The sequence below is a fragment of the Pseudomonas sp. Colony2 genome, assembly GCF_019382755.1.
Taxonomy (GTDB): domain Bacteria; phylum Pseudomonadota; class Gammaproteobacteria; order Pseudomonadales; family Pseudomonadaceae; genus Aquipseudomonas.
This window is the reverse complement of the sequence record NZ_CP080030.1, coordinates 6,814,370-6,835,416: the sequence shown is the minus strand read 5'-3', so window position 1 is coordinate 6,835,416 and position 21,047 is coordinate 6,814,370. Positions and strand designations below refer to the sequence as shown.

Here is a 21,047-nt window from a genome sequence, read left to right as displayed (position 1 = left end):
GCCCGTTGCCAAGTCCAATGAACAGATTTTTAATATTCCTTTATCGTCTAGATAAATCGATATTTATTCTTTTTAAATAATCCGCGACACAGGCACAGTGGGCTCCATAAGCACTCATCAGGAGCCACACCATGAGCCTCAGACTGGGCGACATCGCCCCCGACTTTGAACAGGATTCCAGCGCCGGCAAGATTCGCTTCCACGAGTGGCTGGGCGATAGCTGGGGTGTGCTTTTTTCCCACCCGGCGGACTTCACCCCGGTGTGCACCACCGAGCTGGGTTTCACCGCCAAGCTCAAGGATGAATTCGCCAAGCGGGGCGTCAAGGCCATTGCGCTGTCGGTGGACCCGGTGGACTCCCACCACAAGTGGATCGAAGACATCAACGAAACCCAGAACACCATCGTCAACTTCCCGATCCTGGCCGACGCTGACCGCAAGGTCTCCGACCTGTACGACCTGATCCACCCGAATGCCAGTGACACCCTTACCGTGCGTTCACTGTTCGTGATTGATCCGAACAAAAAGATTCGCCTGACCATCACCTACCCGGCCAGCACCGGTCGCAACTTCCACGAAATCCTGCGGGTGATCGACTCGCTGCAACTGACCGACAACCACAAAGTCGCGACCCCGGCCAACTGGCAGGACGGTGACGAAGTGGTGATCGTGCCGTCGCTCAAGGACGAGGAAGAGATCAAGAAACGCTTTCCGAAGGGTTACCGGGCGGTGAAGCCGTACCTGCGGCTCACCCCTCAACCGAATCGCTGACACACAACCACATGTGGGAGCGGGCTTGCTCGCGAATGCGCACTGTCAGTTGATGCATCTTTGAATGACACACCGCTTTCGCGAGCAAGCCCGCTCCCACACTTGCGCGCATTTCAAGTCTCACATAGCAGGGGTTTTACGGCCGTTTCGACGGCCTTTTTTTATGCCTGCGATTTAGTCGGCAGCATATGCATTTAAAGAATAAACAAATGAAAAAATAAGATTTATAGATATATAAATTGGCTGATATGGTCTGTCCCATCTTGGCGCCATCGCCACATAGCGAACCGCCGACACTTTCCAAAGGAATTTCCTACATGCTGGTCGTAACACTTGGTGGTAGCCCCAGCCAACGTTCCCGGTCCGGGGTCTTGCTGGATCACACCCGCAACTGGTTGCAGCAACAAGGCGTGGAAGTGGTGAGTTATCAGATACGGGACTTCCCGGCCGAAGACTTGCTGCACGCGCGGTTCGATAGCCCGAAAATCATCGACCTGTTGCAGCAAGTGGCGAACGCCGATGGCCTGGTGATTGCCACGCCGGTGTACAAGGCTTCGTTTTCCGGCGCGCTGAAAACCATCCTCGACCTGCTGCCTGAACGCGCCCTGGCCCACAAAATAGTGTTGCCGATGGCCACCGGCGGCAGCATCGCCCACATGCTCGCGGTGGACTACGCGCTGAAGCCGGTGCTGTCGGCATTGAAAGCCCAGGAATTGCTCCACGGGATTTTCGCCGAAGACAGCCAGATCGCCTACGGCGAAGGCAGCGCCCAGGCGCAACTGGTGCCGGTGCTGGAACAACGCTTGAGCGAGGCTTTGGAGACGTTCTACAGCGCCATGGCCCGCCGCCCGAAACCCCTTGACCCCAATGTGTTGAATGAACGTTTGTTGAGTGCTCGCTGGAGCATTTAAGCCTTACCCAGCTTTACCTGAATTCGACAAGTACTACTCACCTTACTCAGCCGCCAACGGCCAAGCAGGTGCAGCCAACCCCCTAATCGTATATTTGGAGAGAGCGCCATGCGCACTGTCATCTTGCGTCGTGGTCTGGTCGCACTGTTTGCTGCGGCTGTGTCCTTCGGTGCCATTGTTCAAGCCCAGGCCGCCGAAACCTTGCGGATCGGCTATCAGAAATACGGCACCCTGGTGCTGCTCAAGGCCAAGGGTTCGCTGGAAAAGCGCCTGGCCGAGCAGGGCGTGCAAGTGCAGTGGACCGAGTTTCCCGGCGGCCCGCAGCTGCTGGAAGGATTGAACGTAGGCTCCATCGACTTCGGCGTGACGGGTGAAACCCCGCCAGTGTTCGCCCAGGCTGCCGGTGCCGATCTGCTCTACGTCGCCTATGAACCGCCGGCGCCTACCAGCGAAGCGATCCTGGTACCGAAAGACTCGCCGATCAAATCGGTGCAAGACCTCAAGGGCAAGAAAGTCGTCCTCAATAAAGGCTCCAACGTGCATTACCTGCTGGTACGTGCCCTGGAAGATGCCGGCCTGAAATACACCGACGTGCAGACCGTGTTCCTGCCGCCCGCCGATGCCCGCGCCGCGTTCGAGCGTGGCAGCGTCGATGCCTGGGTGATCTGGGACCCGTACCAGGCAGCCGCCGAGAAGCAACTGCAAGCCCGCACCCTGCGTGACGGCACCGGCATTGCCGACAACCATCAGTTCTACCTGGCCACCAAGCCGTACGCCGAAAAACACCCTGAAGTGATCAAGACGCTGGTGGAAGAAGTCCGCGCCGTGGGCGAATGGTCCAAGGCCAACCCGGAACAAGTCACCGAACAAGTTGCTCCGCTGCTGGGCCTGCCGGCTGACATCACCCTGACCTCGGTAAAACGCCAGGGCTACGGTGCGCAGTTCCTGACGCCTGAAGTGATCGCGGCGCAGCAGAAAATCGCCGACAGCTTCTACCAACTCAAATTGATCCCCAAACCCTTGAGCATCAAGGACGTGATCTGGACACCACCTGCCGCCGTTGCCAAAGCGCCGTAATCCGACTTCTTCAGGAGACAACTCCATGAGCCTCAATATTTTCTGGTTTCTGCCTACCCACGGCGACGGCCATTACCTTGGCACCGCCGAAGGCGCTCGCGCCGTTGATCACGGTTACTTGCAGCAAGTGGCCCAGGCGGCCGACCGCCTTGGCTTCGGCGGGGTACTGATCCCCACCGGCCGCTCCTGCGAAGATTCGTGGCTGGTGGCGGCGTCGCTGATCCCGGTGACCCAACGCTTGAAATTCCTTGTCGCGCTGCGCCCCGGGATCATTTCCCCGACGGTGGCTGCGCGTCAGGCCGCGACCCTGGATCGTCTGTCCGGCGGCCGGGCGTTGTTCAACCTGGTGACCGGTGGAGACCCGGATGAATTGGCCGGCGACGGTTTGTTCCTGAGCCATGAAGAGCGTTACCAGGCGTCGGTGGAGTTCACCCGCATCTGGCGCCGCGTACTGGAAGGCGAGACCGTCGATTACGACGGCCAGCACATCAGCGTCAAAGGCGCCAAGTTGCTCTATCCGCCGATCCAGCAACCGCGCCCGCCGCTGTATTTCGGTGGCTCCTCCGAAGCGGCCCAGGACCTGGCAGCCGAACAAGTGGAAATGGTCCTGACCTGGGGCGAGCCACCGGCCGCGGTGGCGGAAAAGATTGCACAGGTTCGCGCCAAGGCCGCCAAGCTCGGGCGTACCCTGCGCTTCGGCATTCGCCTGCATGTGATCGTGCGTGAAACCAACGCCGAAGCCTGGCAGGCCGCCGACAAACTGATCTCCCACGTGGACGATGAAACCATCGCCCGCGCCCAGGCGTCGTTGTCGCGCTTTGATTCCGTAGGCCAGCAACGCATGGCCGCCTTGCACGGCGGCAGCCGCGACAACCTGGAAGTCAGCCCCAACCTGTGGGCGGGCGTAGGCCTGGTACGCGGTGGCGCCGGCACTGCACTCGTGGGCGATGGCCCGACCGTGGCCGCGCGGGTGAAGGAATACGCGGACCTCGGTATCGACACCTTTATCTTCTCCGGCTACCCACACCTGGAAGAGTCGTATCGCGTAGCGGAGTTGCTGTTCCCGCATCTCGACATCGAGCGTCCCGAGTTGCCGAAAGGCGCCGGCTACGTCAGCCCGTTCGGCGAAATGGTCGCCAACGACATTCTTCCCAAAGCTGCGTCCCAGAGCTGAGGCGCCGCCATGAACCTTGAAAAGTTAAGTCATCGATTGGCGCCCTGGGCGCTGCCGATCCTGTTGCTGGCGGTATGGCAGCTGTCCGTCTCGGCCGGCTGGTTGTCGACGCGCATTCTGCCGGCACCCAGCGCGGTGATCGAAGCGGGTGTCAGCCTGGTGCGTAGCGGCGAAATCTGGACCCACCTGGCCATCAGCGGCTGGCGTGCGGGCCTGGGCTTTGTGATCGGCGGCAGCATCGGCCTGACCCTGGGGTTTATCACCGGCCTGTCGACCTGGGGTGAACGCCTGCTGGACAGCTCGGTGCAGATGATCCGCAACGTGCCGCACCTGGCGCTGATCCCGCTGGTGATCCTGTGGTTCGGCATCGACGAGACGGCGAAGATATTCCTGGTCGCCCTCGGCACGCTGTTCCCGATCTATCTCAATACTTACCACGGCATCCGCAACGTCGACCCGGCGCTGGTGGAAATGGCCCGCAGTTATGGCCTGTCCGGTTTCAGCCTGTTTCGCCAAGTGATTTTGCCGGGCGCCTTGCCTTCGATTCTGGTGGGCGTGCGCTTCGCGCTGGGCTTTATGTGGCTGACGTTGATCGTCGCGGAAACCATCTCCGCCAGTTCCGGTATCGGCTACCTGGCGATGAACGCCCGGGAATTCCTGCAGACCGACGTGGTGGTTCTGGCGATCGTGCTTTACGCGGTCCTCGGCAAGCTGGCAGACCTGGCGGCGCGAGGCCTGGAGCGAGTCTGGCTGCGCTGGCACCCGGCTTATCAAGTGAATAAAGGAGGTGCGGCATGACCGCTCAACAACCTCCACGCCTGCTGCGGGGCATTCCCCTGGCAGTGCGCAAGTTGCGCAAGGCTTTCGGTTCGCGGGAAGTGCTGAAGGAAATCGACCTGCATATTCCTGCCGGTCAATTCGTGGCGGTCGTGGGCCGCAGTGGCTGCGGCAAAAGTACCTTGCTGCGCCTGCTGGCCGGGCTGGACAAAGCCAGCGGCGGCGAACTGCTCGCCGGCTCCGCGCCGCTGAGCGAAGCGATTGAAGACACGCGGTTGATGTTCCAGGAAGCGCGCCTGCTGCCGTGGAAAAAGATCATCGACAACGTGGGCCTTGGCCTCAAGGGCAACTGGCGCCCGCAGGCACTGGAAGCGCTGGAAGCGGTCGGCCTGGCCGAGCGCGCCAATGAGTGGCCGGCGGCGTTGTCCGGTGGCCAGAAGCAGCGCGTGGCCCTGGCCCGCGCCCTGATCCACCAACCGCGCCTGTTGCTGCTGGACGAACCGCTGGGAGCGCTGGATGCCCTGACCCGGATCGAGATGCAGCAACTGATCGAGAACCTCTGGCAGAAGCACGGCTTCACCGTGTTGCTGGTGACCCACGACGTCAGCGAAGCCGTGGCCATTGCCGATCGGGTGATTTTGATCGAAGACGGCGAAATCGGCCTCGACCTGCACGTGGAACTCCCACGTCCGCGGGTGCGTGGCTCCCACCGCCTGGCGGCGCTGGAAACCGAAGTGCTTAACCGTGTGTTGTCGCTGCCCGGCACCCCGCCGGAACCCGAACCTGTTTCACCGCTGCCTACGCAATTGCGTTGGGCTCAATAACTCACTTGTCTTACACAGGAAGAACGACCATGACTATCAAAGCCATCAACGTGCGTAACCAGTTCAAAGGCACCATCAAGGAAATCGTCGAAGGCGACGTGCTGTCGGAAATCGACGTACAGACCGCGTCCGGTATCGTCACTTCCGTGATCACCACCCGCTCGGTGAAAGAGCTGGAACTGGTGATCGGCAGTGAAGTGATTGCCTTCGTGAAATCCACCGAGGTGTCGATCGCCAAGTTGTGATCAATGGTTCGCACAAACCCCGAAGGTGAAAGCCTGTCGGGGTTTTTGTCGTTCTCAAGATTGCTTTCGCGAGCAAGCCCGCTCCCACATTTGACCGAGCTCTACCTTTGGAATACGGTCGAATGTGGGAGCGGGCTTGCTCGCGAAGAGGCCCGGACAGGCAACAAAAAATCAGAGCGCAGCCACCCGCTTGGGCAAGAACGCCGGCAGATAAAGCCCCACATACGCATCAAACACCCGCATGCCTTCCTCGGCCATGCGCGGGGTGATTTGCCCGTGCTGATGCACCGAGCGCGCGTAGACGCGGTCGCTCAGTTCCAGGGCCAGGGCAAACACGTCGACATCGGCGGGCAGGCTCGGCACCTCAAAGTGCCGGTTGAACACCTCAAACATCAGGTTTCCCAGCTCCAGGTCGTGCTGGCGGTCGGCCTGTGTCACTTCGGTCAACCCGTGCTGGGCCAGGATCAATTGGCGGGCGGCGGCGTCGTTGCTGTAGATGCTGAGCATGCGCTGCTCCACCACGCAGGACAGGTCGCGCCAGTGCTTGAGTGAATCATGATCGATGGGCGCCTGAATGGCCGCGCGAAAGGCCGCATGAACGTCAGCGGTCAGCGCCTCCAGCAACGCCGGCACGCTGGCGAAGAAGTGATACACCGATGACGGTGGAATCTGCGCCCGCTCGGCCACGCTGTAGATCGACAGGCTGGCCACGCCTTCGGCGGCCAGCAAGGTGCGGGCGGCATCGAGGATCGCGTCGATCCGGGCCTGGCTGCGGGCGCGGGGTTTGCGAGGAGTGGCAGGGCGATTCATTGAAGTCTCCTACAGGGCAGCGGGCATTGTACGCAGAGCCACTGGATGATCCATACCCTGTGGCGAGGGAGCTTGCTCCCGCTGGACTGCGCAGCAGGCCCAAGACCTGCACCTCGGTTCCGCCTGAAAGAACCCGGTGTTCTTATTGGGGCCGCTTCGCAGCCCGGCGGGAGCAAGCTCCCTCGCCACCACAGCCATAAAAAAACGCCGTAGGCCAAAGGCCTGCGGCGTTCTTTTTAGCCCGGCAACCGCTTACACGGTATGCAGGTACCAGTTGTACTCAAGGTCGGAGATGGAGTGTTCGAACTCCTCCAGCTCACTTTCCTTACAGGCGACGAAGATATCGATGTATTTAGGATCGATGTACTTGGCCATCACCTCGCTGTCGTCCAACTCGCGCAGGGCATCACGCAGGTTGTTCGGCAGGCTCTGTTCGTTCTGCTCGTAGCTGTTGCCTTCCACCGGTGCGCCAGGCTCGATCTTGTTGGTCAGGCCGTGATGCACGCCCGCCAATACCGAAGCCATCAGCAGGTAAGGGTTGGCATCAGCCCCGGCCACACGGTGTTCGATACGTACAGCGTCGGACGAGCCGGTCGGTACGCGAATCGCCACGGTGCGGTTATCCAGGCCCCAGCACGGCGAGTTCGGCACGTAAAACTGTGCGCCGAAACGACGGTAGGAGTTGACGTTAGGGCACAGGAACGCCATTTGGGCGGGTAGGGTCTCCAGCACACCGCCGATCGCGTGACGCAATGCGGCGTTCTGCTCGGGATCCTCGCTGGCAAAGATGTTCTTGCCGTCCTTGTCCAGGATCGAAATGTGCACGTGTAGGCCGTTGCCTGCCTGGCCCGGGTAAGGCTTGGCCATGAAGGTGGTGTCCATCTCATGGTCGTAGGCGATGTTCTTGATCAAGCGCTTGAGCAGTACCGCGTAGTCGCAGGCCTTTATAGGGTCGGCAACGTGGTGCAGGTTCACTTCGAACTGCGCCGGGGCACTTTCCTTGACGATGGCGTCGGCAGGGATGCCTTGCTCTTTTGCACCTTCCAGAATGTCCTGGAGGCAGTCGACATATTCGTCGAGGTCGTCGATCAGGTAGACCTGTGTCGAGTGCGGGCGTTTGCCGGAGATCGGCGAGCGGGGCGGTTGTGGCCGGCCATTCACGTTCTCCTGGTCAATCAGGTAGAACTCCAGCTCGAATGCGGCGCAGATGGTCAGACCGAGGTCGTCAAATTTGCTTACAACTTGGCGGAGTACTTCGCGAGGATCGGCGAAGAAAGGTTCACCTTCGAGTTCGTGCATGGTCATCAGCAGTTGCGCGGTTGGGCGCTTTTGCCAGGGTTCATTGCACAGGGTGTCGGGGATTGGATAACAGATTCGGTCAGCATCACCGATGTCCAGACCCAGGCCGGTGCTTTCCACCGTTGAGCCGTTGATATCCAGGGCAAATAGAGAGGCAGGCAGGTTAATGCCCTTCTCGTAAACCTTGTGGAGGCTGGTGCGTTCGATGCGCTTGCCGCGCACCACACCATTCATATCCGCAATTAGAAGGTCTACGTACAGAACCTCAGGATGATCCTTAAGGAACGCGTTCGCTTCGTTAAGCTGAACGGCACGCGGGGGTACCGACATGATGCAACACCTTTGTTGTTAAAAATATCAATCATTGATCTCTTCGGGTTTCAGTCAACCCGAACGGCATGCCGAAGTCAAGCGAGGCCTTTTTTGCCCTAAAAAAGCGCCGTGAGGGCTTTTTTGGGGCTTTTTGGGGCAATTTTTTGGGATTGGGGCTCTTGGAACCAGCACGTTTGAGCGGGCCGTGTTGTATTTTTTACGGGGGTGTTGTGTAAAAAAATGAACAAGGCTAAGCTCGATTCAAACCCATAACAGCAATAATACCGGGGTGCTTCATGTCTCGCCTGCCGTTAATCGGCGTCACCGCCTGCTCCAAACAGGTCGGTCTGCATGCTTATCACATCAGTGGCGACAAATACGTCCGTGCAGTGGCCACCGCTGCCAAGGGCTTGCCGTTGATTATTCCGTCCCTGGCGGATCTGCTCGACCCGGCCAATATTCTTGACGGCCTGGACGGCATTCTATTTACCGGCTCACCTTCCAATATCGAACCCTTTCACTACGACGGTCCGGCCAGCGCGCCCGGGACTGCTCATGATTCTGCACGGGACCAAACCACCCTGCCGCTGCTGCGTGCAGCCATAGCGGCCGGCGTTCCGGTACTTGGGATTTGCCGTGGCTTCCAGGAAATGAACGTGGCGTTTGGCGGCAGCCTGCACCAGAAGGTTCATGAAGTGCCGGGCATGATGGATCACCGCGAAGACGACACCCAGCCGCTGGACATCCAGTACGGTCCGGCACATCCGGTAACCATCTCCCCGAATGGGGTATTGGCAAGCCTGGGCTTGCCGTCGACGATCCAGGTCAACTCGATTCATTCACAGGGCATTGATCGCCTGGCGGCCGGTTTCCAGGTCGAGGCCACCGCGCCGGATGGCCTGATCGAAGGCTTTTCAGTGCCCGCGGGCAAGGCTTTTGCTTTAGGAGTGCAATGGCACCCCGAATGGCAGGTAAGCTCTAACCCGCACTACCTCGCAATCTTCCAGGCATTTGGCAATGCCTGTCGAAAGCGGGTGATGCAACGCGACGCGGATGCTGCGTCAACTTACGCCTGACCTTTAATGGATGTCAGGAAACACAGCCCAGAGGCATTTATGAGTAACAACCTCGACCAGCTCACCGATTGGTTGAAAGACCACAAGATCACAGAAGTCGAATGCATGATTGGCGACCTCACCGGCATCACCCGGGGCAAGATCTCGCCGACCAACAAGTTCATCGCCGAAAAAGGCATGCGCCTGCCCGAAAGCGTTCTGTTGCAGACCGTGACCGGCGACTATGTCGAAGACGACATCTATTACGAATTGCTCGACCCGGCCGACATCGACATGATCTGCCGCCCGGACGAGAACGCGGTGTACCTCGTGCCCTGGGCCATAGAGCCTACGGCCCAGGTGATCCACGACACCTACGACAAGCAAGGCAACCCGATCGAGCTGTCGCCGCGCAACGTGCTCAAGAAAGTCCTCAAGCTCTACGCCGACAAGGGCTGGCAGCCCATCGTGGCGCCGGAGATGGAGTTCTACCTGACCAAGCGCTGCGAAGACCCGGACTTCCCGCTGCAACCGCCGATTGGCCGTTCCGGTCGCCCGGAGACCGGCCGCCAGTCCTTCTCTATAGAAGCGGCCAACGAATTCGACCCGTTGTTCGAAGACGTCTACGACTGGTGCGAATTGCAGGAACTGGACCTCGACACGTTGATCCACGAAGACGGCACGGCGCAGATGGAAATCAACTTCCGTCACGGCGACGCACTGTCCCTGGCCGACCAGATCCTGGTGTTCAAGCGCACCATGCGCGAAGCGGCGCTCAAGCACGACGTGGCGGCCACCTTCATGGCCAAGCCCATGACCGGCGAGCCCGGCAGCGCGATGCACCTGCACCAGAGCATCATCGATATCGCCACCGGCAAGAACGTGTTCTCCAATGAAGACGGGACCAAGAGCGAGCTGTTTCTGCACCACATCGGCGGCCTGCAGAAGTTCATCCCCGAGCTGCTGCCGCTGTTCGCCCCTAACGTCAACTCGTTCCGCCGCTTCCTGCCCGACACCTCGGCGCCGGTCAACGTGGAGTGGGGCGAAGAGAACCGCACCGTAGGCCTGCGCGTACCGGACGCCGGCCCACAAAACCGTCGAGTGGAAAACCGCCTGCCGGGCGCCGACGCCAACCCGTACCTGGCGATTGCCGCCAGCTTGCTGTGTGGCTACATCGGCATGGTCGAAGGCATCAGCCCAAGCGCGCCGGTGGTGGGCCGTGGTTACGAGCGCCGCAACCTGCGCCTGCCGCTGACCATCGAAGACGCCCTGGAACGCATGGAAAACAGCAAGACCATCGAGAAATACCTGGGTCAAAAATTCATCACAGGCTACGTCGCGGTCAAGCGGGCCGAGCATGAAAACTTCAAGCGCGTGATCAGTTCGTGGGAGCGGGAATTCCTGCTCTTCGCCGTCTGATGCGCCGGGCGCGCCCTTCAAACGGCGCGTCCTCACCTGAAACATCTAGGAGATTGGTATGTCCAGCAACAACCCGCAAACCCGTGAATGGCAAGCCTTGAGCAGCGATCACCACCTGGCGCCGTTCAGCGACTTCAAGCAATTGAAAGAGAAAGGCCCACGGATCATCACCAAAGCCCACGGCGTTTACCTGTGGGACAGCGAAGGCAACAAGATTCTCGACGGCATGGCCGGCCTGTGGTGCGTGGCGATCGGTTACGGTCGCGATGAACTGGCTGATGCGGCCGCCAAGCAGATGAAAGAACTGCCTTACTACAACCTGTTCTTCCAGACCGCCCACCCGCCGGTGCTGGAACTGGCCAAAGCCATCTCCGATATCGCCCCGCAGGGCATGAACCACGTGTTCTTCACCGGCTCCGGCTCCGAAGGCAACGACACCATGCTGCGTATGGTCCGCCACTACTGGGCGATCAAAGGCCAGCCGAACAAGAAAACCATCATCAGCCGCAAGAATGGCTACCACGGTTCAACCGTGGCCGGCGCCAGCCTGGGCGGCATGACTTATATGCATGAACAAGGCGACTTGCCGATCCCGGGCATCGTCCACATCGCCCAGCCTTACTGGTTCGGCGAAGGCGGCGACATGAGCCCGGAAGAATTCGGCGTGTGGGCGGCCAACCAGTTGGAAGAGAAGATCCTGGAACTGGGCGTGGACAACGTCGGTGCCTTTATTGCCGAGCCGATCCAGGGTGCCGGTGGGGTGATCGTGCCGCCAGACAGCTACTGGCCGCGCATCAAGGAAATCCTCGCCAAGTACGACATCCTGTTCGTGGCTGACGAAGTGATCTGTGGGTTTGGCCGCACCGGTGAGTGGTTCGGTAGCGATTTCTACGGCCTCAAGCCCGACATGATGACCATCGCCAAGGGCCTGACCTCCGGCTACATCCCGATGGGCGGCCTGATCGTGCGCGACGAAGTGGTCGCCGTGCTGAACGAAGGCGGTGATTTCAACCACGGCTTCACCTATTCCGGTCACCCGGTGGCGGCAGCGGTAGCCCTGGAAAACATCCGCATCATGCGCGATGAACAAATTGTTAAGCACGTGCACGACGAAACGGCACCCTATTTGCAAAAGCGTTTGAGGGAACTGGCTGATCACCCGCTGGTGGGGGAAGTTCGCGGTGTGGGCATGCTCGGTGCCATCGAACTGGTTCAGGACAAGGCAACGCGCAAGCGTTATGAAGGCCGTGGTGTTGGCATGATCTGCCGCACGTTCTGCTTCGAGAATGGCCTGATCATGCGCGCCGTCGGCGACACCATGATCATTTCGCCACCGTTGGTGATCAGCAAGGCCGAGATAGACGAGTTGGTGACCAAGGCGCGGCACTGCCTGGACCTGACTTTGGCGGCATTGCAGGGCTAAATGCTAGGCTCAGAACGCAGCGCCTGTCGGGCGCTGCTTCTGGGGTGTTAGAAAAGCGGGGCATTGGTTGAAAGCCGGCCCCTGAACTTGCCAGACTGTCGCCCTGTTTTGTCGCCCTTAGACGGGCTGCGAAACACGTTGTAATTAAAGAACGAACGTGGCCCAAAAAAGAAAAAATTGGAGCATGACCGAATGAAGGCATTAGGTTTGAAGAACGCTGGCAAGACCCTCCTGGCCTTGTCCCTGATGGGGGCCATGGCAGGCGCGGCACACGCCGACGATAAAGTGCTGCACGTTTATAACTGGTCCGACTACATCGCACCGGACACCATCGCGAACTTTGAAAAAGAGTCCGGGATCAAGGTGGTCTATGACGTGTTCGACTCCAACGAAACCCTGGAAGCCAAGTTGTTGGCAGGCAAGTCCGGCTACGACATTGTCGTGCCGTCGAACAACTTCCTCGCCAAGCAGATCAAGGCCGGTGTTTACCAGGAACTGGACAAGTCCAAGCTGTCGAACTACGACAACCTGAACAAGTCCCTGCTTAAAGCCGTGTCCATCAGCGACCCGGACAACAAGCACGCCTTCCCGTACATGTGGGGCTCGATCGGCATCGGCTACAACCCGGAGAAGGTCAAGGCCGCACTGGGCATCGACAAGATCGACTCGTGGGACACCATCCTCAAGCCGGAAAACCTCGCCAAGCTCAAAGGCTGCGGTGTGAGCTTCCTCGATTCGCCAACCGAAATGCTGCCAGTGGCACTGCATTACCTGGGCCTGCCGACCGACACCCAGAAGAAGGAAGACCTCAAGCAAGCCGAGGCCCTGTTCCTCAAGCTGCGTCCTTCGATCGGCTACTTCCACTCGTCCAAGTACATTTCCGACCTGGCCAACGGCAACATCTGCGTAGCCGTGGGTTATTCGGGTGACGTGCAACAGGCCAAGTCCCGCGCGGCTGAAGCCGGTGGCAAGGTCAAGGTTGCCTATGACATTCCGAAAGAAGGTGCCGGCAGCTTCTATGACATGGTCGCCATCCCTAAAGATGCCGAGAACGTCGACGCTGCCTACAAGTTCATGAACTACCTGCTGAAGCCGGAAGTCATGGCGGGCATTACCAACAGCGTACGTTTCCCGAACGGTAACGAGAAAGCTACCGCGTTGGTCGACAAAGACATCACCAGCGACCCAGGCATTTATCCGCCAGCGGACGTGCAAGCCAAGCTGTATGCCATTGCTGACTTGCCGGCTGCTACTCAGCGGGAAATGACCCGCAGCTGGACCAAAATCAAATCGGGCAAGTAAAGCCGCTTTGATACCTGTTTTGCTAACTGCCGCGATGCGCGCGGTGGTTAGCGAAACAATTAAATGACAGAAAGTTTTGCCGGATCGGTTTATCGAGGGTAAGTTGCGCGCCGGTTTTGTTGCCGGGCAACAACTTCGGGCCCAACTATTTAAGAGGACCTCCACTTGCCAATTTCTTTATTTCGCAAAGCCTTGCTGGTGGGTGCAGGTATCACGCTGGCTGTCAGCGTGCAGGCCGCGCCGACTGTGCATATTTATAACTGGTCGGACTACATCGGCCCGGACACCCTGGCCAACTTTGAAAAGGCCACCGGCATCAAGCCGGTCTACGACGTGTTTGATTCCAACGAAACCCTGGAAGGCAAGTTGCTCGCCGGGCGTACCGGGTATGACGTGGTCGTGCCGTCGAACCACTTCCTCGGCAAGCAGATCAAGGCCGGCGCGTTCCAGAAGCTCGACAAGTCGCAACTGACCCACTACGCCAACCTCGACCCGGCGCTGCTCAAGCGTCTGGAAAAGAACGACCCGGGCAACCAGTACGCCGTGCCGTATCTGTGGGGCACCAACGGCATTGGCTACAACGTCGACAAGGTCAAGGAAGTATTGGGCGTCGACCATATCGACTCTTGGGCCGTGCTGTTCGAGCCGGAAAACATGAAGAAGCTGGCCACGTGCGGTGTGTCGTTCATGGACTCGGCGGATGAAATGCTGCCGGCGGTGCTCAACTACATGGGCCTCAACCCCAACAGCACCAACCCTGAAGACTACAAGAAGGCTGAAGAGAAACTCCTGAAAGTGCGTCCCTATGTGACCTACTTCCATTCTTCCAAATACATCTCGGACCTGGCCAACGGCAACATCTGCGTGGCGGCCGGCTTCTCCGGTGATGTGTTCCAGGCCAAGGCTCGTGCAGCCGAGGCGGGCAAGGGCGTGAACATCGCCTACGTGATTCCGAAAGAAGGCGGCAACCTGTGGTTCGACGTGCTGGCCATCCCCAAGGATGCCACCAACGTCAAAGAGGCCCTCGCCTTCATCAACTATTTGCTGAAACCTGAAGTGATCGCTCAGGTCAGTGATTACGTCGGTTACGCCAACCCTAACCCAGGGGCGGACAAACTGATGGAGCAATCGATACGCACCGACGAAGCGGTTTACCCACCGCAGGCGGTTCTCGACCGGACTTTTGTCAACTTCGAGCTACCCCCGAAAGTGCAACGTTTGATGACCCGTAGCTGGACCAAGGTCAAGACGGGCAAGTAAGGCTTAACGCTCAAACTATCCAAGGCTGGCCCGTATTGGGCGAGCTGCACTCTTTTTATTCTGGGAGTTTCGTAAATGGCAGTTGCCTCCGGCGCCTATAAGAAAGCCCTCGAGGGCGACCAGACACCGAAAAAGGTGCTGGTCAAAATCGACCGGGTCACGAAGAAGTTCGACGAGACGATTGCGGTGGACGATGTGTCCCTGGAAATCAAGAAAGGCGAAATCTTTGCCTTGCTCGGCGGATCGGGTTCGGGCAAATCCACCTTGCTGCGCATGCTCGCAGGCTTCGAGCGCCCAACGGAAGGACGCATTTACCTCGACGGTGTGGACATCACCGACATGCCGCCGTACGAGCGGCCGATCAACATGATGTTCCAGTCCTACGCCTTGTTCCCCCACATGACCGTGGCCCAGAACATCGCGTTTGGCCTGCAGCAGGACAAGATCCCCAAGGCCGAGGTCGACGCCCGTGTGGCCGAGATGCTCAAGCTGGTGCAGATGAGCCAGTACGCCAAGCGCAAGCCGCACCAGCTGTCCGGCGGCCAGCGTCAGCGGGTGGCGCTGGCGCGTTCCCTGGCCAAGCGTCCGAAACTGCTGCTGCTCGATGAGCCGATGGGCGCACTCGACAAGAAGCTGCGTTCGCAGATGCAACTGGAGCTGGTGGAGATCATCGAGCGCGTGGGCGTGACCTGCGTGATGGTGACCCACGACCAGGAAGAGGCCATGACCATGGCCGAGCGCATCGCGATCATGCACCTGGGCTGGATCGCCCAGATCGGCAGCCCGATCGACATCTATGAAACGCCGACCAGCCGCCTGGTGTGCGAGTTCATCGGCAACGTCAACATCTTCGACACCCAGGTGGTGGACGACGCCGAAGGCCACGCGGTACTCAAGTGCCCGGACCTGGACCGCGATATCTACGTCGGCTACGGCATCGCCACTTCGGTGGAAGACAAGTCGGTGACCTACGCCATCCGCCCTGAAAAGCTGCTGGTGACCACCGAAATGCCGACCTGCGAGCACAACTGGTCCAGCGGCAAGGTGCATGACATCGCCTACCTCGGCGGCCATTCGGTGTTCTACGTCGAATTGCCGAGCGGCAAGCTGGTGCAATCCTTCGTGGCCAACGCCGAACGCCGTGGCCAGCGCCCTACCTGGGGCGACCAGGTGTACGTGTGGTGGGAAGACGACAGCGGCGTGGTACTTCGCTCATGAACATGAAGAAGTTCAAACGCCAGCTGCAACGAATAACCCCCGGTGGCCGGCATGTGGTCATCGGGATCCCTTTCCTCTGGTTGTTCCTGTTCTTCATGCTGCCGTTCTTCATCGTCTTGAAGATCAGCTTTGCCGAAGCCGACGTAGCGATCCCGCCTTACACCGAGATCTACACCTTCGTTGAACAGAAACTGCAGTTGGTGCTGAACCTGGCCAACTACGGGATGCTGGGCGATGACGAGTTGTACATCGCGGCGTACCTGGGCTCGCTGAAGATGGCGTTTTTCAGCACCATCCTCTGCCTGCTGATCGGCTACCCGATGGCCTACGCCATTGCCAGCGCACGCAAGGAAATCCAGACCGTGCTGGTGCTGCTGATCATGATGCCGACCTGGACTGCGATCCTGATCCGGGTCTATGCGTGGATGGGCATCCTCAGCAATAACGGGTTGCTCAACGGCTTCCTGATGTCCATCGGGTTGATCAACGAACCGCTGCAGATCCTCAACACCAACATCGCGGTGTATATCGGCGTGGTCTATTCGTACCTGCCGTTCATGATCCTGCCGCTGTACGCCAACCTGGTGAAGCACGACCAGAGCCTGCTGGAGGCCGCATCGGACCTGGGTTCGAGTACCTTCAACAGCTTCTGGAAAATCACCGTGCCGCTGTCCAAGAACGGCATCATCGCCGGCTGCATGCTGGTGTTTATCCCGGTGGTGGGCGAGTTCGTGATCCCGGAACTTCTGGGCGGTCCGGAAACCCTGATGATCGGTAAAGTGTTGTGGCAAGAATTCTTCAACAACCGTGACTGGCCGGTGGCGTCTGCCCTGGCGGTGGTGATGCTGGCGATCCTGATCGTGCCGATCATCCTGTTCAACCGCAGCCAAGCCAAAGAGATGGAGGGCAAGATATGAAGCGCGTCAGTTTCTCAAGCTTCATGCTGGTGGCGGGGTTGCTGTTCATCTACCTGCCGATGCTGATCCTGGTGATCTACTCGTTCAACGAATCCAAACTGGTGACGGTGTGGGGCGGTTGGTCGATCAAGTGGTACGTCGGCCTGTTGGACAACACCCAGTTGATGGGCTCGGTCGGTCGCTCCCTGGAAATCGCCTGCTACACCGCGATTGCGGCGGTGGCACTCGGTACATTGGCGGCGTTCGTGCTGACGCGCATCAGCCAGTTCAAGGGCCGCACGCTGTTCGGCGGCCTGGTGACGGCGCCGCTGGTGATGCCGGAAGTGATCACCGGCCTGTCGCTGTTGCTGCTGTTCGTGGCCATGGCGCAGATGATCGGCTGGCCGCAGGAACGTGGCCTGGTGACCATCTGGATCGCCCACACCACGTTCTGTTCGGCGTATGTGGCGGTGGTGGTGTCGGCGCGCTTGCGTGAGCTGGACCTGTCGATTGAAGAGGCAGCCATGGACCTGGGTGCGCGGCCGTGGAAGGTGTTCTTCCTGATCACCATCCCGATGATCGCGCCGTCGCTGGCGGCGGGCGGCATGATGTCGTTCGCGCTGTCGCTGGATGACCTGGTGTTGGCCAGCTTCGTGTCGGGGCCGGGTTCGACCACGTTGCCGATGGAAGTATTCTCGGCGGTGCGCCTGGGGGTTAAACCCGAGATCAACGCCGTGGCCAGCCTGATTCTGTTGGCGGTGTCGATCGTGACCTTCCTGGTGTGGTTCTTCAGCCGTCGTGCGGAAGAGCACCGCAAGAAAGCGATCCAGCAGGCGATTGAAGAAGCGGCTGCGGATGGTTGGGAGAAGCCGGCGGATTCGCGTCGGGCTCCAGCACCGGTCTAATCAGGTAGCCCTGAAGAAACCGGATCAAAAATGTGGGAGCGGGCTTGCTCGCGAAAGCGCAGTGTCAGTCACCGGATGTATTGACTGATCCACTGCCTTCGCGAGCAAGCCCGCTCCCACATTTTGATTGCATTCCAATTCGGGTTAAGCAGTCCAAGGCGACTTGCGAATCACCTCGACGAAGTTCATCGGCTTGAACCCCGGCTCCTGATCCACCAGCACATCGGTCTTCACGTTGCCAAACGTGGTCTGCGGGCGATGGCGCAGGCCGTCGGCAAACGCGCAGATGATGCACTCCTTGAACCCTTCACCCCGTGGATGCGCATGCACCACCGCTTCGCGCTGCACGCTGGTAAACGCCGCGTACTCCATTCCCAGCACGTCCATTTCCACGCCCGCCGTCACCAACGCCACGGTTGGACGCAAGTGCTTGGGCACCCCCGGTGTGGTGTGCAGGGCGATGGACAACCACACCTGTTCGATGTCGTCATCGCTCAACCCGTAAGGCTTGAGAAAGTCCGCCGCCGCGTTGGCGCCGTCCACTTCAAAGCGTTCGTCGTCACTGCGGTGACCTTCCACCAGGCCCAGGTCGTGGAACATCGCGCCGACGTACAGCAACTCCGGGTTATAGGCCAACTGCTGGCGCTCGCCGCTCAATGCGCCGAACAGGAACACCCGGCGGGAGTGGTGGTAGAGCAGGTCGGATTCGATGTCGCGGATGTATTCGGTGGTGGCCTTGGCCAGGGCGCTGTCCGGGATCTTGATGCCGGCGATGGTGGTGCTCATGGTCGTTCTCCTCAAGAAAGCGCCGGGGTTGGCGCCGATGAGTCCAGTCTGGTCGCGCGCCCGCGAAGGGGCCATCGCGGCGAGGATGCGATCCCGGCCAATGTGCCGCGATATCGCGCCAAGGCTATGCGCGATCAAATGTAGGAGCTGGCTTGCCTGCGATAGCATCACCTCGGTATACCTGATGGACCGCGTCGCCTGTATCGCAGGCAAGCCAGCTCCCACAGGGGTTTTGTTTATTCAGTTGGAAAAAGGTGTTTCTATCCATGGGCAAAACCGTCGCCATCCTGATCTTCCCCGGCGTCCAGTCACTGGACGTGACCGGGCCCCTGGATGTGTTCTGCGAGGCCAACCGTTTTCTGCCGCCCGAGGCGCATTACCAGCTGGAGGTGATTGGCCTGGGGCACGGCAACATGGCCTGTTCCAACGGCTTGTCGTTGCAGGCACACCGGCATTTCAGCGAGGCCCTCGAGCCTTACGACTTGCTGTTGATGGCCGGCGGGCCGCAGCTGCCCTTCGAGGATTTCGGCCCGGTGTTCAATCAATGGCTGCGTGACGCCAGTGCGCGAGCCCGGCGCTTCGGCTCCATCTGCAACGGTGCCTTCATGCTCGCCCGCGCCGGGTTGCTGGACGGGCGCACCGTCACCACCCACTGGGGCGACGCTGCCGATCTGGCCAGCTTGTGCCCATCGGCCCAGGTCGAAGCCGACCGCCTCTATGTGCAGGACGGCAACCTCTACACCTCGGCCGGGGTGACGGCGGGCATCGACCTGTCGCTGTACCTGCTGGCCCAGGACCACGGCCCGGAAGTCGCCCTCAGCGTGGCCAAGCGCCTGGTGGTGTTCACCCAGCGTTCCGGCGGGCAGTCGCAGTTCAGCCCGTTCCTGACACCCCACGCGCAAGCCACCTCGGCGGTGGCGCTGGTGCAGCTGTATGTATTGGCCAACCTGACGGGCGACCTGACCATCGCCGACCTGGCCAAAGCCGCCAACATGAGCGCGCGCAACTTCTCGCGGGTATTTGCCCGGGAGGCGCAGATCACTCCGGCGGAGTTCGTCGAGCGGGCGCGGGTGGATGCGGCGCGGGTGATGCTCGAAAGCACCCACGCACCGCTCAAGACCGTGGCGTATCAATGCGGCTTTCGCGATGCCCAGCACATGCGCAGTGTGTTCAATCGCCGGCTGGGCGTGACGCCGCAACAATTCCGGCTTAACTTTGCGGCGCCGGTTTGAGCGTGTCATAGGCTTCCAGGGCGCGCAGCGAGTAGACATACGCCGCGCCGGCATTCAGCGAGATCGCGGTGGCCAGGGTCGCGGCCACTTCTTCGCGGGTGGCGCCGGCCTTGATCGCCGCGTCGGCATGCACGCCGATGCAGCCGTCACAGCGGGTGGTGATGGCCACGGCGATGGAAATCAGCTCACGGGTCTTGGCATCGAGGACGTCATTTTCCTCGGCTGCTTCCCCCAGCGCCATGTAGGCTTTGACCATCTTCGGGTTGCTCTTGCCCAGCGTGCCAAAGGCTTTCTTCACGGTAGGCAGCAAGTCGGACCAGTTATTGAACATCGTGTTAACTCCTGAACGGGTTGGGTGTGAAGCCAGTGTGCGCGGTTCAGGTTTGGCACTTTTGTTCGATCCACTCACCTTTTTGACCGATGCTCGCAAATGAACTCCATCGACACCTTCATCGCGTTGGCCAACCTGCGGGGCAGCCTGGACTTGCGTTGCCAGTTCCAGGGCGCCTGGGCCATGGACCACGAGCCCGAGCCGATGGGCGTGGCGCCGTATCACATTGTGCTGGCGGGCACGTGCCGCGCCGAATTGTCCGGCGGGCAGCAGGTGACGTTGGAGGAGGGCGACATCCTGTTAATGCCCGGTGGCGCGACGCACCTGGTGCGCAGCCAGGGCGCGCGGGTAAAGCCGGTGGCGCAGACCGTGATCGAAGGCGGCTTGCTGCCGATCCATCGCCTGGGCGGTGAGCAACCGGACGTGGACATGCTCTGCGGCAGTTTTCGCTACAACCGCCAGTCGTTGCTGTTCAGTGCGTTGCCGGACTACCTGGTGGTGTCCAGCCGGCAGTGGCAGGCCGATGGACAGTTGGCGGCATTGATCGCACTGCTGCGCAGCGAGGCGGACGGGCAGCGGCTGGGGGCGCGGTTTTTCATTGATGCGCTGTCGTCGGCGTTGTTCACCCTGATCCTGCGGGCATGGCTGACGCAGCAAGCGCCGGTGGCGGGCACCTTTGCCTTGTTGACCGACAAACGCCTGGGCAAGGCCTGGCGGGCGATGCTGGCGGATCCCGGGCATGAGTGGACCATCGACAGCCTGGCCAGCGCCGCGTCGATGTCCCGGGCGACGTTCATGCGTGGGTTTGTCAAAGTGGCGGGCGTGTCGCCGTGGGTATTGCTGACGCAGTTGCGCATGGAGCTGGCGTTCAACCTGCTGCATCAGTCGCGGCTGAGCCTGACGGATATTGCCGCTCGGGCGGGGTATCAATCCCAGGCGGCGTTCAGCAAGAAATTCAAGGAAACCTACGGTGAGGCGCCGGGGCGGCTGCGAGCACGGTAGACGCAACAACGCAGATCAA

Annotated in this window: 21 protein-coding genes; 17 read left to right on the top strand and 4 right to left on the bottom strand. The window is 60.2% G+C overall.

The window, feature by feature from the left end; translation table 11 throughout:
- Positions 1–131 precede the first annotated feature (131 nt).
- The 7 genes from JV201_RS28075 (at position 132) to JV201_RS28045 (ending at position 5,778) form a co-directional block, all read left to right on the top strand.
- Complete coding sequence (locus JV201_RS28075; RefSeq protein WP_003213910.1) at positions 132–770, top strand: peroxiredoxin; 639 nt, start codon at positions 132–134, stop codon at positions 768–770.
- A 317-nt stretch (positions 771–1,087) separates the two neighbouring features.
- The gene (ssuE, locus tag JV201_RS28070; RefSeq protein ID WP_003213909.1) at positions 1,088–1,681 is read left to right on the top strand and encodes an NADPH-dependent FMN reductase; all 594 of its coding nucleotides are present in this window, start codon (positions 1,088–1,090) and stop codon (positions 1,679–1,681) included.
- 108 nt (positions 1,682–1,789) lie between these two features.
- Entirely contained in the window at positions 1,790–2,758 is a 969-nt protein-coding gene (locus JV201_RS28065; protein WP_003213907.1) for a sulfonate ABC transporter substrate-binding protein, read from the top strand.
- 25 nt (positions 2,759–2,783) lie between these two features.
- Positions 2,784–3,932: an FMNH2-dependent alkanesulfonate monooxygenase gene (gene ssuD / locus JV201_RS28060; RefSeq protein WP_003213905.1), complete on the top strand. Its 1,149-nt coding sequence runs from the start codon at positions 2,784–2,786 to the stop codon at positions 3,930–3,932.
- Between the two features lie 9 nt (positions 3,933–3,941).
- Positions 3,942–4,730 (top strand): aliphatic sulfonate ABC transporter permease SsuC, encoded by a 789-nt coding sequence (gene ssuC, locus JV201_RS28055; protein WP_008438905.1) that lies wholly within the window; start codon positions 3,942–3,944, stop codon positions 4,728–4,730.
- Positions 4,727–5,533: an aliphatic sulfonates ABC transporter ATP-binding protein gene (gene ssuB / locus JV201_RS28050; RefSeq protein ID WP_003213901.1), complete on the top strand. Its 807-nt coding sequence runs from the start codon at positions 4,727–4,729 to the stop codon at positions 5,531–5,533. Before ssuC ends, ssuB begins: the two co-directional genes overlap by 4 nt.
- A 29-nt stretch (positions 5,534–5,562) precedes the next feature.
- A complete protein-coding gene (locus tag JV201_RS28045) occupies positions 5,563–5,778 on the top strand; it encodes a molybdopterin-binding protein (RefSeq protein ID WP_003213899.1) in 216 nt (71 codons plus the stop codon).
- Between the two features lie 171 nt (positions 5,779–5,949).
- Here the strand turns inward: JV201_RS28045 and JV201_RS28040 are convergent, their stop codons facing one another.
- Together JV201_RS28040 and JV201_RS28035 are read right to left on the bottom strand one after the other, a co-directional pair.
- Entirely contained in the window at positions 5,950–6,588 is a 639-nt protein-coding gene (locus JV201_RS28040) for a TetR/AcrR family transcriptional regulator (RefSeq protein WP_003213896.1), read from the bottom strand.
- Positions 6,589–6,840: 252 nt separating this feature from the next.
- The gene (locus JV201_RS28035) at positions 6,841–8,217 is read right to left on the bottom strand and encodes a glutamine synthetase family protein (protein ID WP_003213894.1); all 1,377 of its coding nucleotides are present in this window, start codon (positions 8,215–8,217) and stop codon (positions 6,841–6,843) included.
- A 278-nt stretch (positions 8,218–8,495) separates the two neighbouring features.
- On the opposite strand from JV201_RS28035, the gene JV201_RS28030 reads away from it, so the two are divergent.
- The 8 genes from JV201_RS28030 to JV201_RS27995 all read left to right on the top strand — a co-directional run bounded on the left by JV201_RS28030 (position 8,496) and on the right by JV201_RS27995 (position 17,677).
- Positions 8,496–9,275 carry a gamma-glutamyl-gamma-aminobutyrate hydrolase family protein gene (locus JV201_RS28030; protein ID WP_003213893.1) on the top strand — a complete coding sequence of 260 codons (780 nt, stop codon included), beginning with the start codon at positions 8,496–8,498 and terminating at the stop codon, positions 9,273–9,275.
- Between the two features lie 39 nt (positions 9,276–9,314).
- Complete coding sequence (locus JV201_RS28025; RefSeq protein ID WP_177054904.1) at positions 9,315–10,673, top strand: glutamine synthetase family protein; 1,359 nt, start codon at positions 9,315–9,317, stop codon at positions 10,671–10,673.
- A 58-nt stretch (positions 10,674–10,731) separates the two neighbouring features.
- Entirely contained in the window at positions 10,732–12,096 is a 1,365-nt protein-coding gene (locus tag JV201_RS28020; protein WP_003213889.1) for an aspartate aminotransferase family protein, read from the top strand.
- A gap of 207 nt (positions 12,097–12,303) precedes the next feature.
- Positions 12,304–13,398, top strand: a complete 1,095-nt coding sequence (locus tag JV201_RS28015; protein ID WP_003213887.1) for a polyamine ABC transporter substrate-binding protein — start codon at positions 12,304–12,306, stop codon at positions 13,396–13,398.
- 165 nt (positions 13,399–13,563) lie between these two features.
- Positions 13,564–14,658, top strand: a complete 1,095-nt coding sequence (locus JV201_RS28010; protein ID WP_003213885.1) for a polyamine ABC transporter substrate-binding protein — start codon at positions 13,564–13,566, stop codon at positions 14,656–14,658.
- A gap of 75 nt (positions 14,659–14,733) precedes the next feature.
- On the top strand, positions 14,734–15,876 hold the full coding sequence (locus tag JV201_RS28005; protein ID WP_003195240.1) for an ABC transporter ATP-binding protein: 1,143 nt from the start codon (positions 14,734–14,736) through the stop codon (positions 15,874–15,876).
- A complete protein-coding gene (locus JV201_RS28000) occupies positions 15,873–16,793 on the top strand; it encodes an ABC transporter permease subunit (RefSeq protein ID WP_003213882.1) in 921 nt (306 codons plus the stop codon). The genes JV201_RS28005 and JV201_RS28000 overlap by 4 nt, the downstream gene beginning before the upstream one ends.
- Positions 16,790–17,677 carry an ABC transporter permease subunit gene (locus tag JV201_RS27995; protein ID WP_008438909.1) on the top strand — a complete coding sequence of 296 codons (888 nt, stop codon included), beginning with the start codon at positions 16,790–16,792 and terminating at the stop codon, positions 17,675–17,677. The genes JV201_RS28000 and JV201_RS27995 overlap by 4 nt, the downstream gene beginning before the upstream one ends.
- Positions 17,678–17,821: 144 nt before the next feature.
- Here JV201_RS27995 and JV201_RS27990 read toward each other — a convergent pair whose 3' ends face one another.
- The gene (locus JV201_RS27990) at positions 17,822–18,463 is read right to left on the bottom strand and encodes an HD domain-containing protein (RefSeq protein WP_003213877.1); all 642 of its coding nucleotides are present in this window, start codon (positions 18,461–18,463) and stop codon (positions 17,822–17,824) included.
- 266 nt (positions 18,464–18,729) lie between these two features.
- On the opposite strand from JV201_RS27990, the gene JV201_RS27985 reads away from it, so the two are divergent.
- Positions 18,730–19,695 (top strand): GlxA family transcriptional regulator, encoded by a 966-nt coding sequence (locus tag JV201_RS27985; protein WP_219406276.1) that lies wholly within the window; start codon positions 18,730–18,732, stop codon positions 19,693–19,695.
- On the opposite strand, the gene JV201_RS27980 is transcribed toward JV201_RS27985, so the two are convergent.
- Positions 19,673–20,026 carry a carboxymuconolactone decarboxylase family protein gene (locus JV201_RS27980; RefSeq protein ID WP_219406275.1) on the bottom strand — a complete coding sequence of 118 codons (354 nt, stop codon included), beginning with the start codon at positions 20,024–20,026 and terminating at the stop codon, positions 19,673–19,675. The genes JV201_RS27985 and JV201_RS27980 overlap by 23 nt on opposite strands.
- A gap of 99 nt (positions 20,027–20,125) precedes the next feature.
- Here JV201_RS27980 and JV201_RS27975 point away from each other — a divergent pair, with 99 nt between their 5' ends.
- A complete protein-coding gene (locus tag JV201_RS27975) occupies positions 20,126–21,028 on the top strand; it encodes an AraC family transcriptional regulator (RefSeq protein ID WP_219406274.1) in 903 nt (300 codons plus the stop codon).
- The last annotated feature ends 19 nt before the right edge of the window (positions 21,029–21,047 follow it).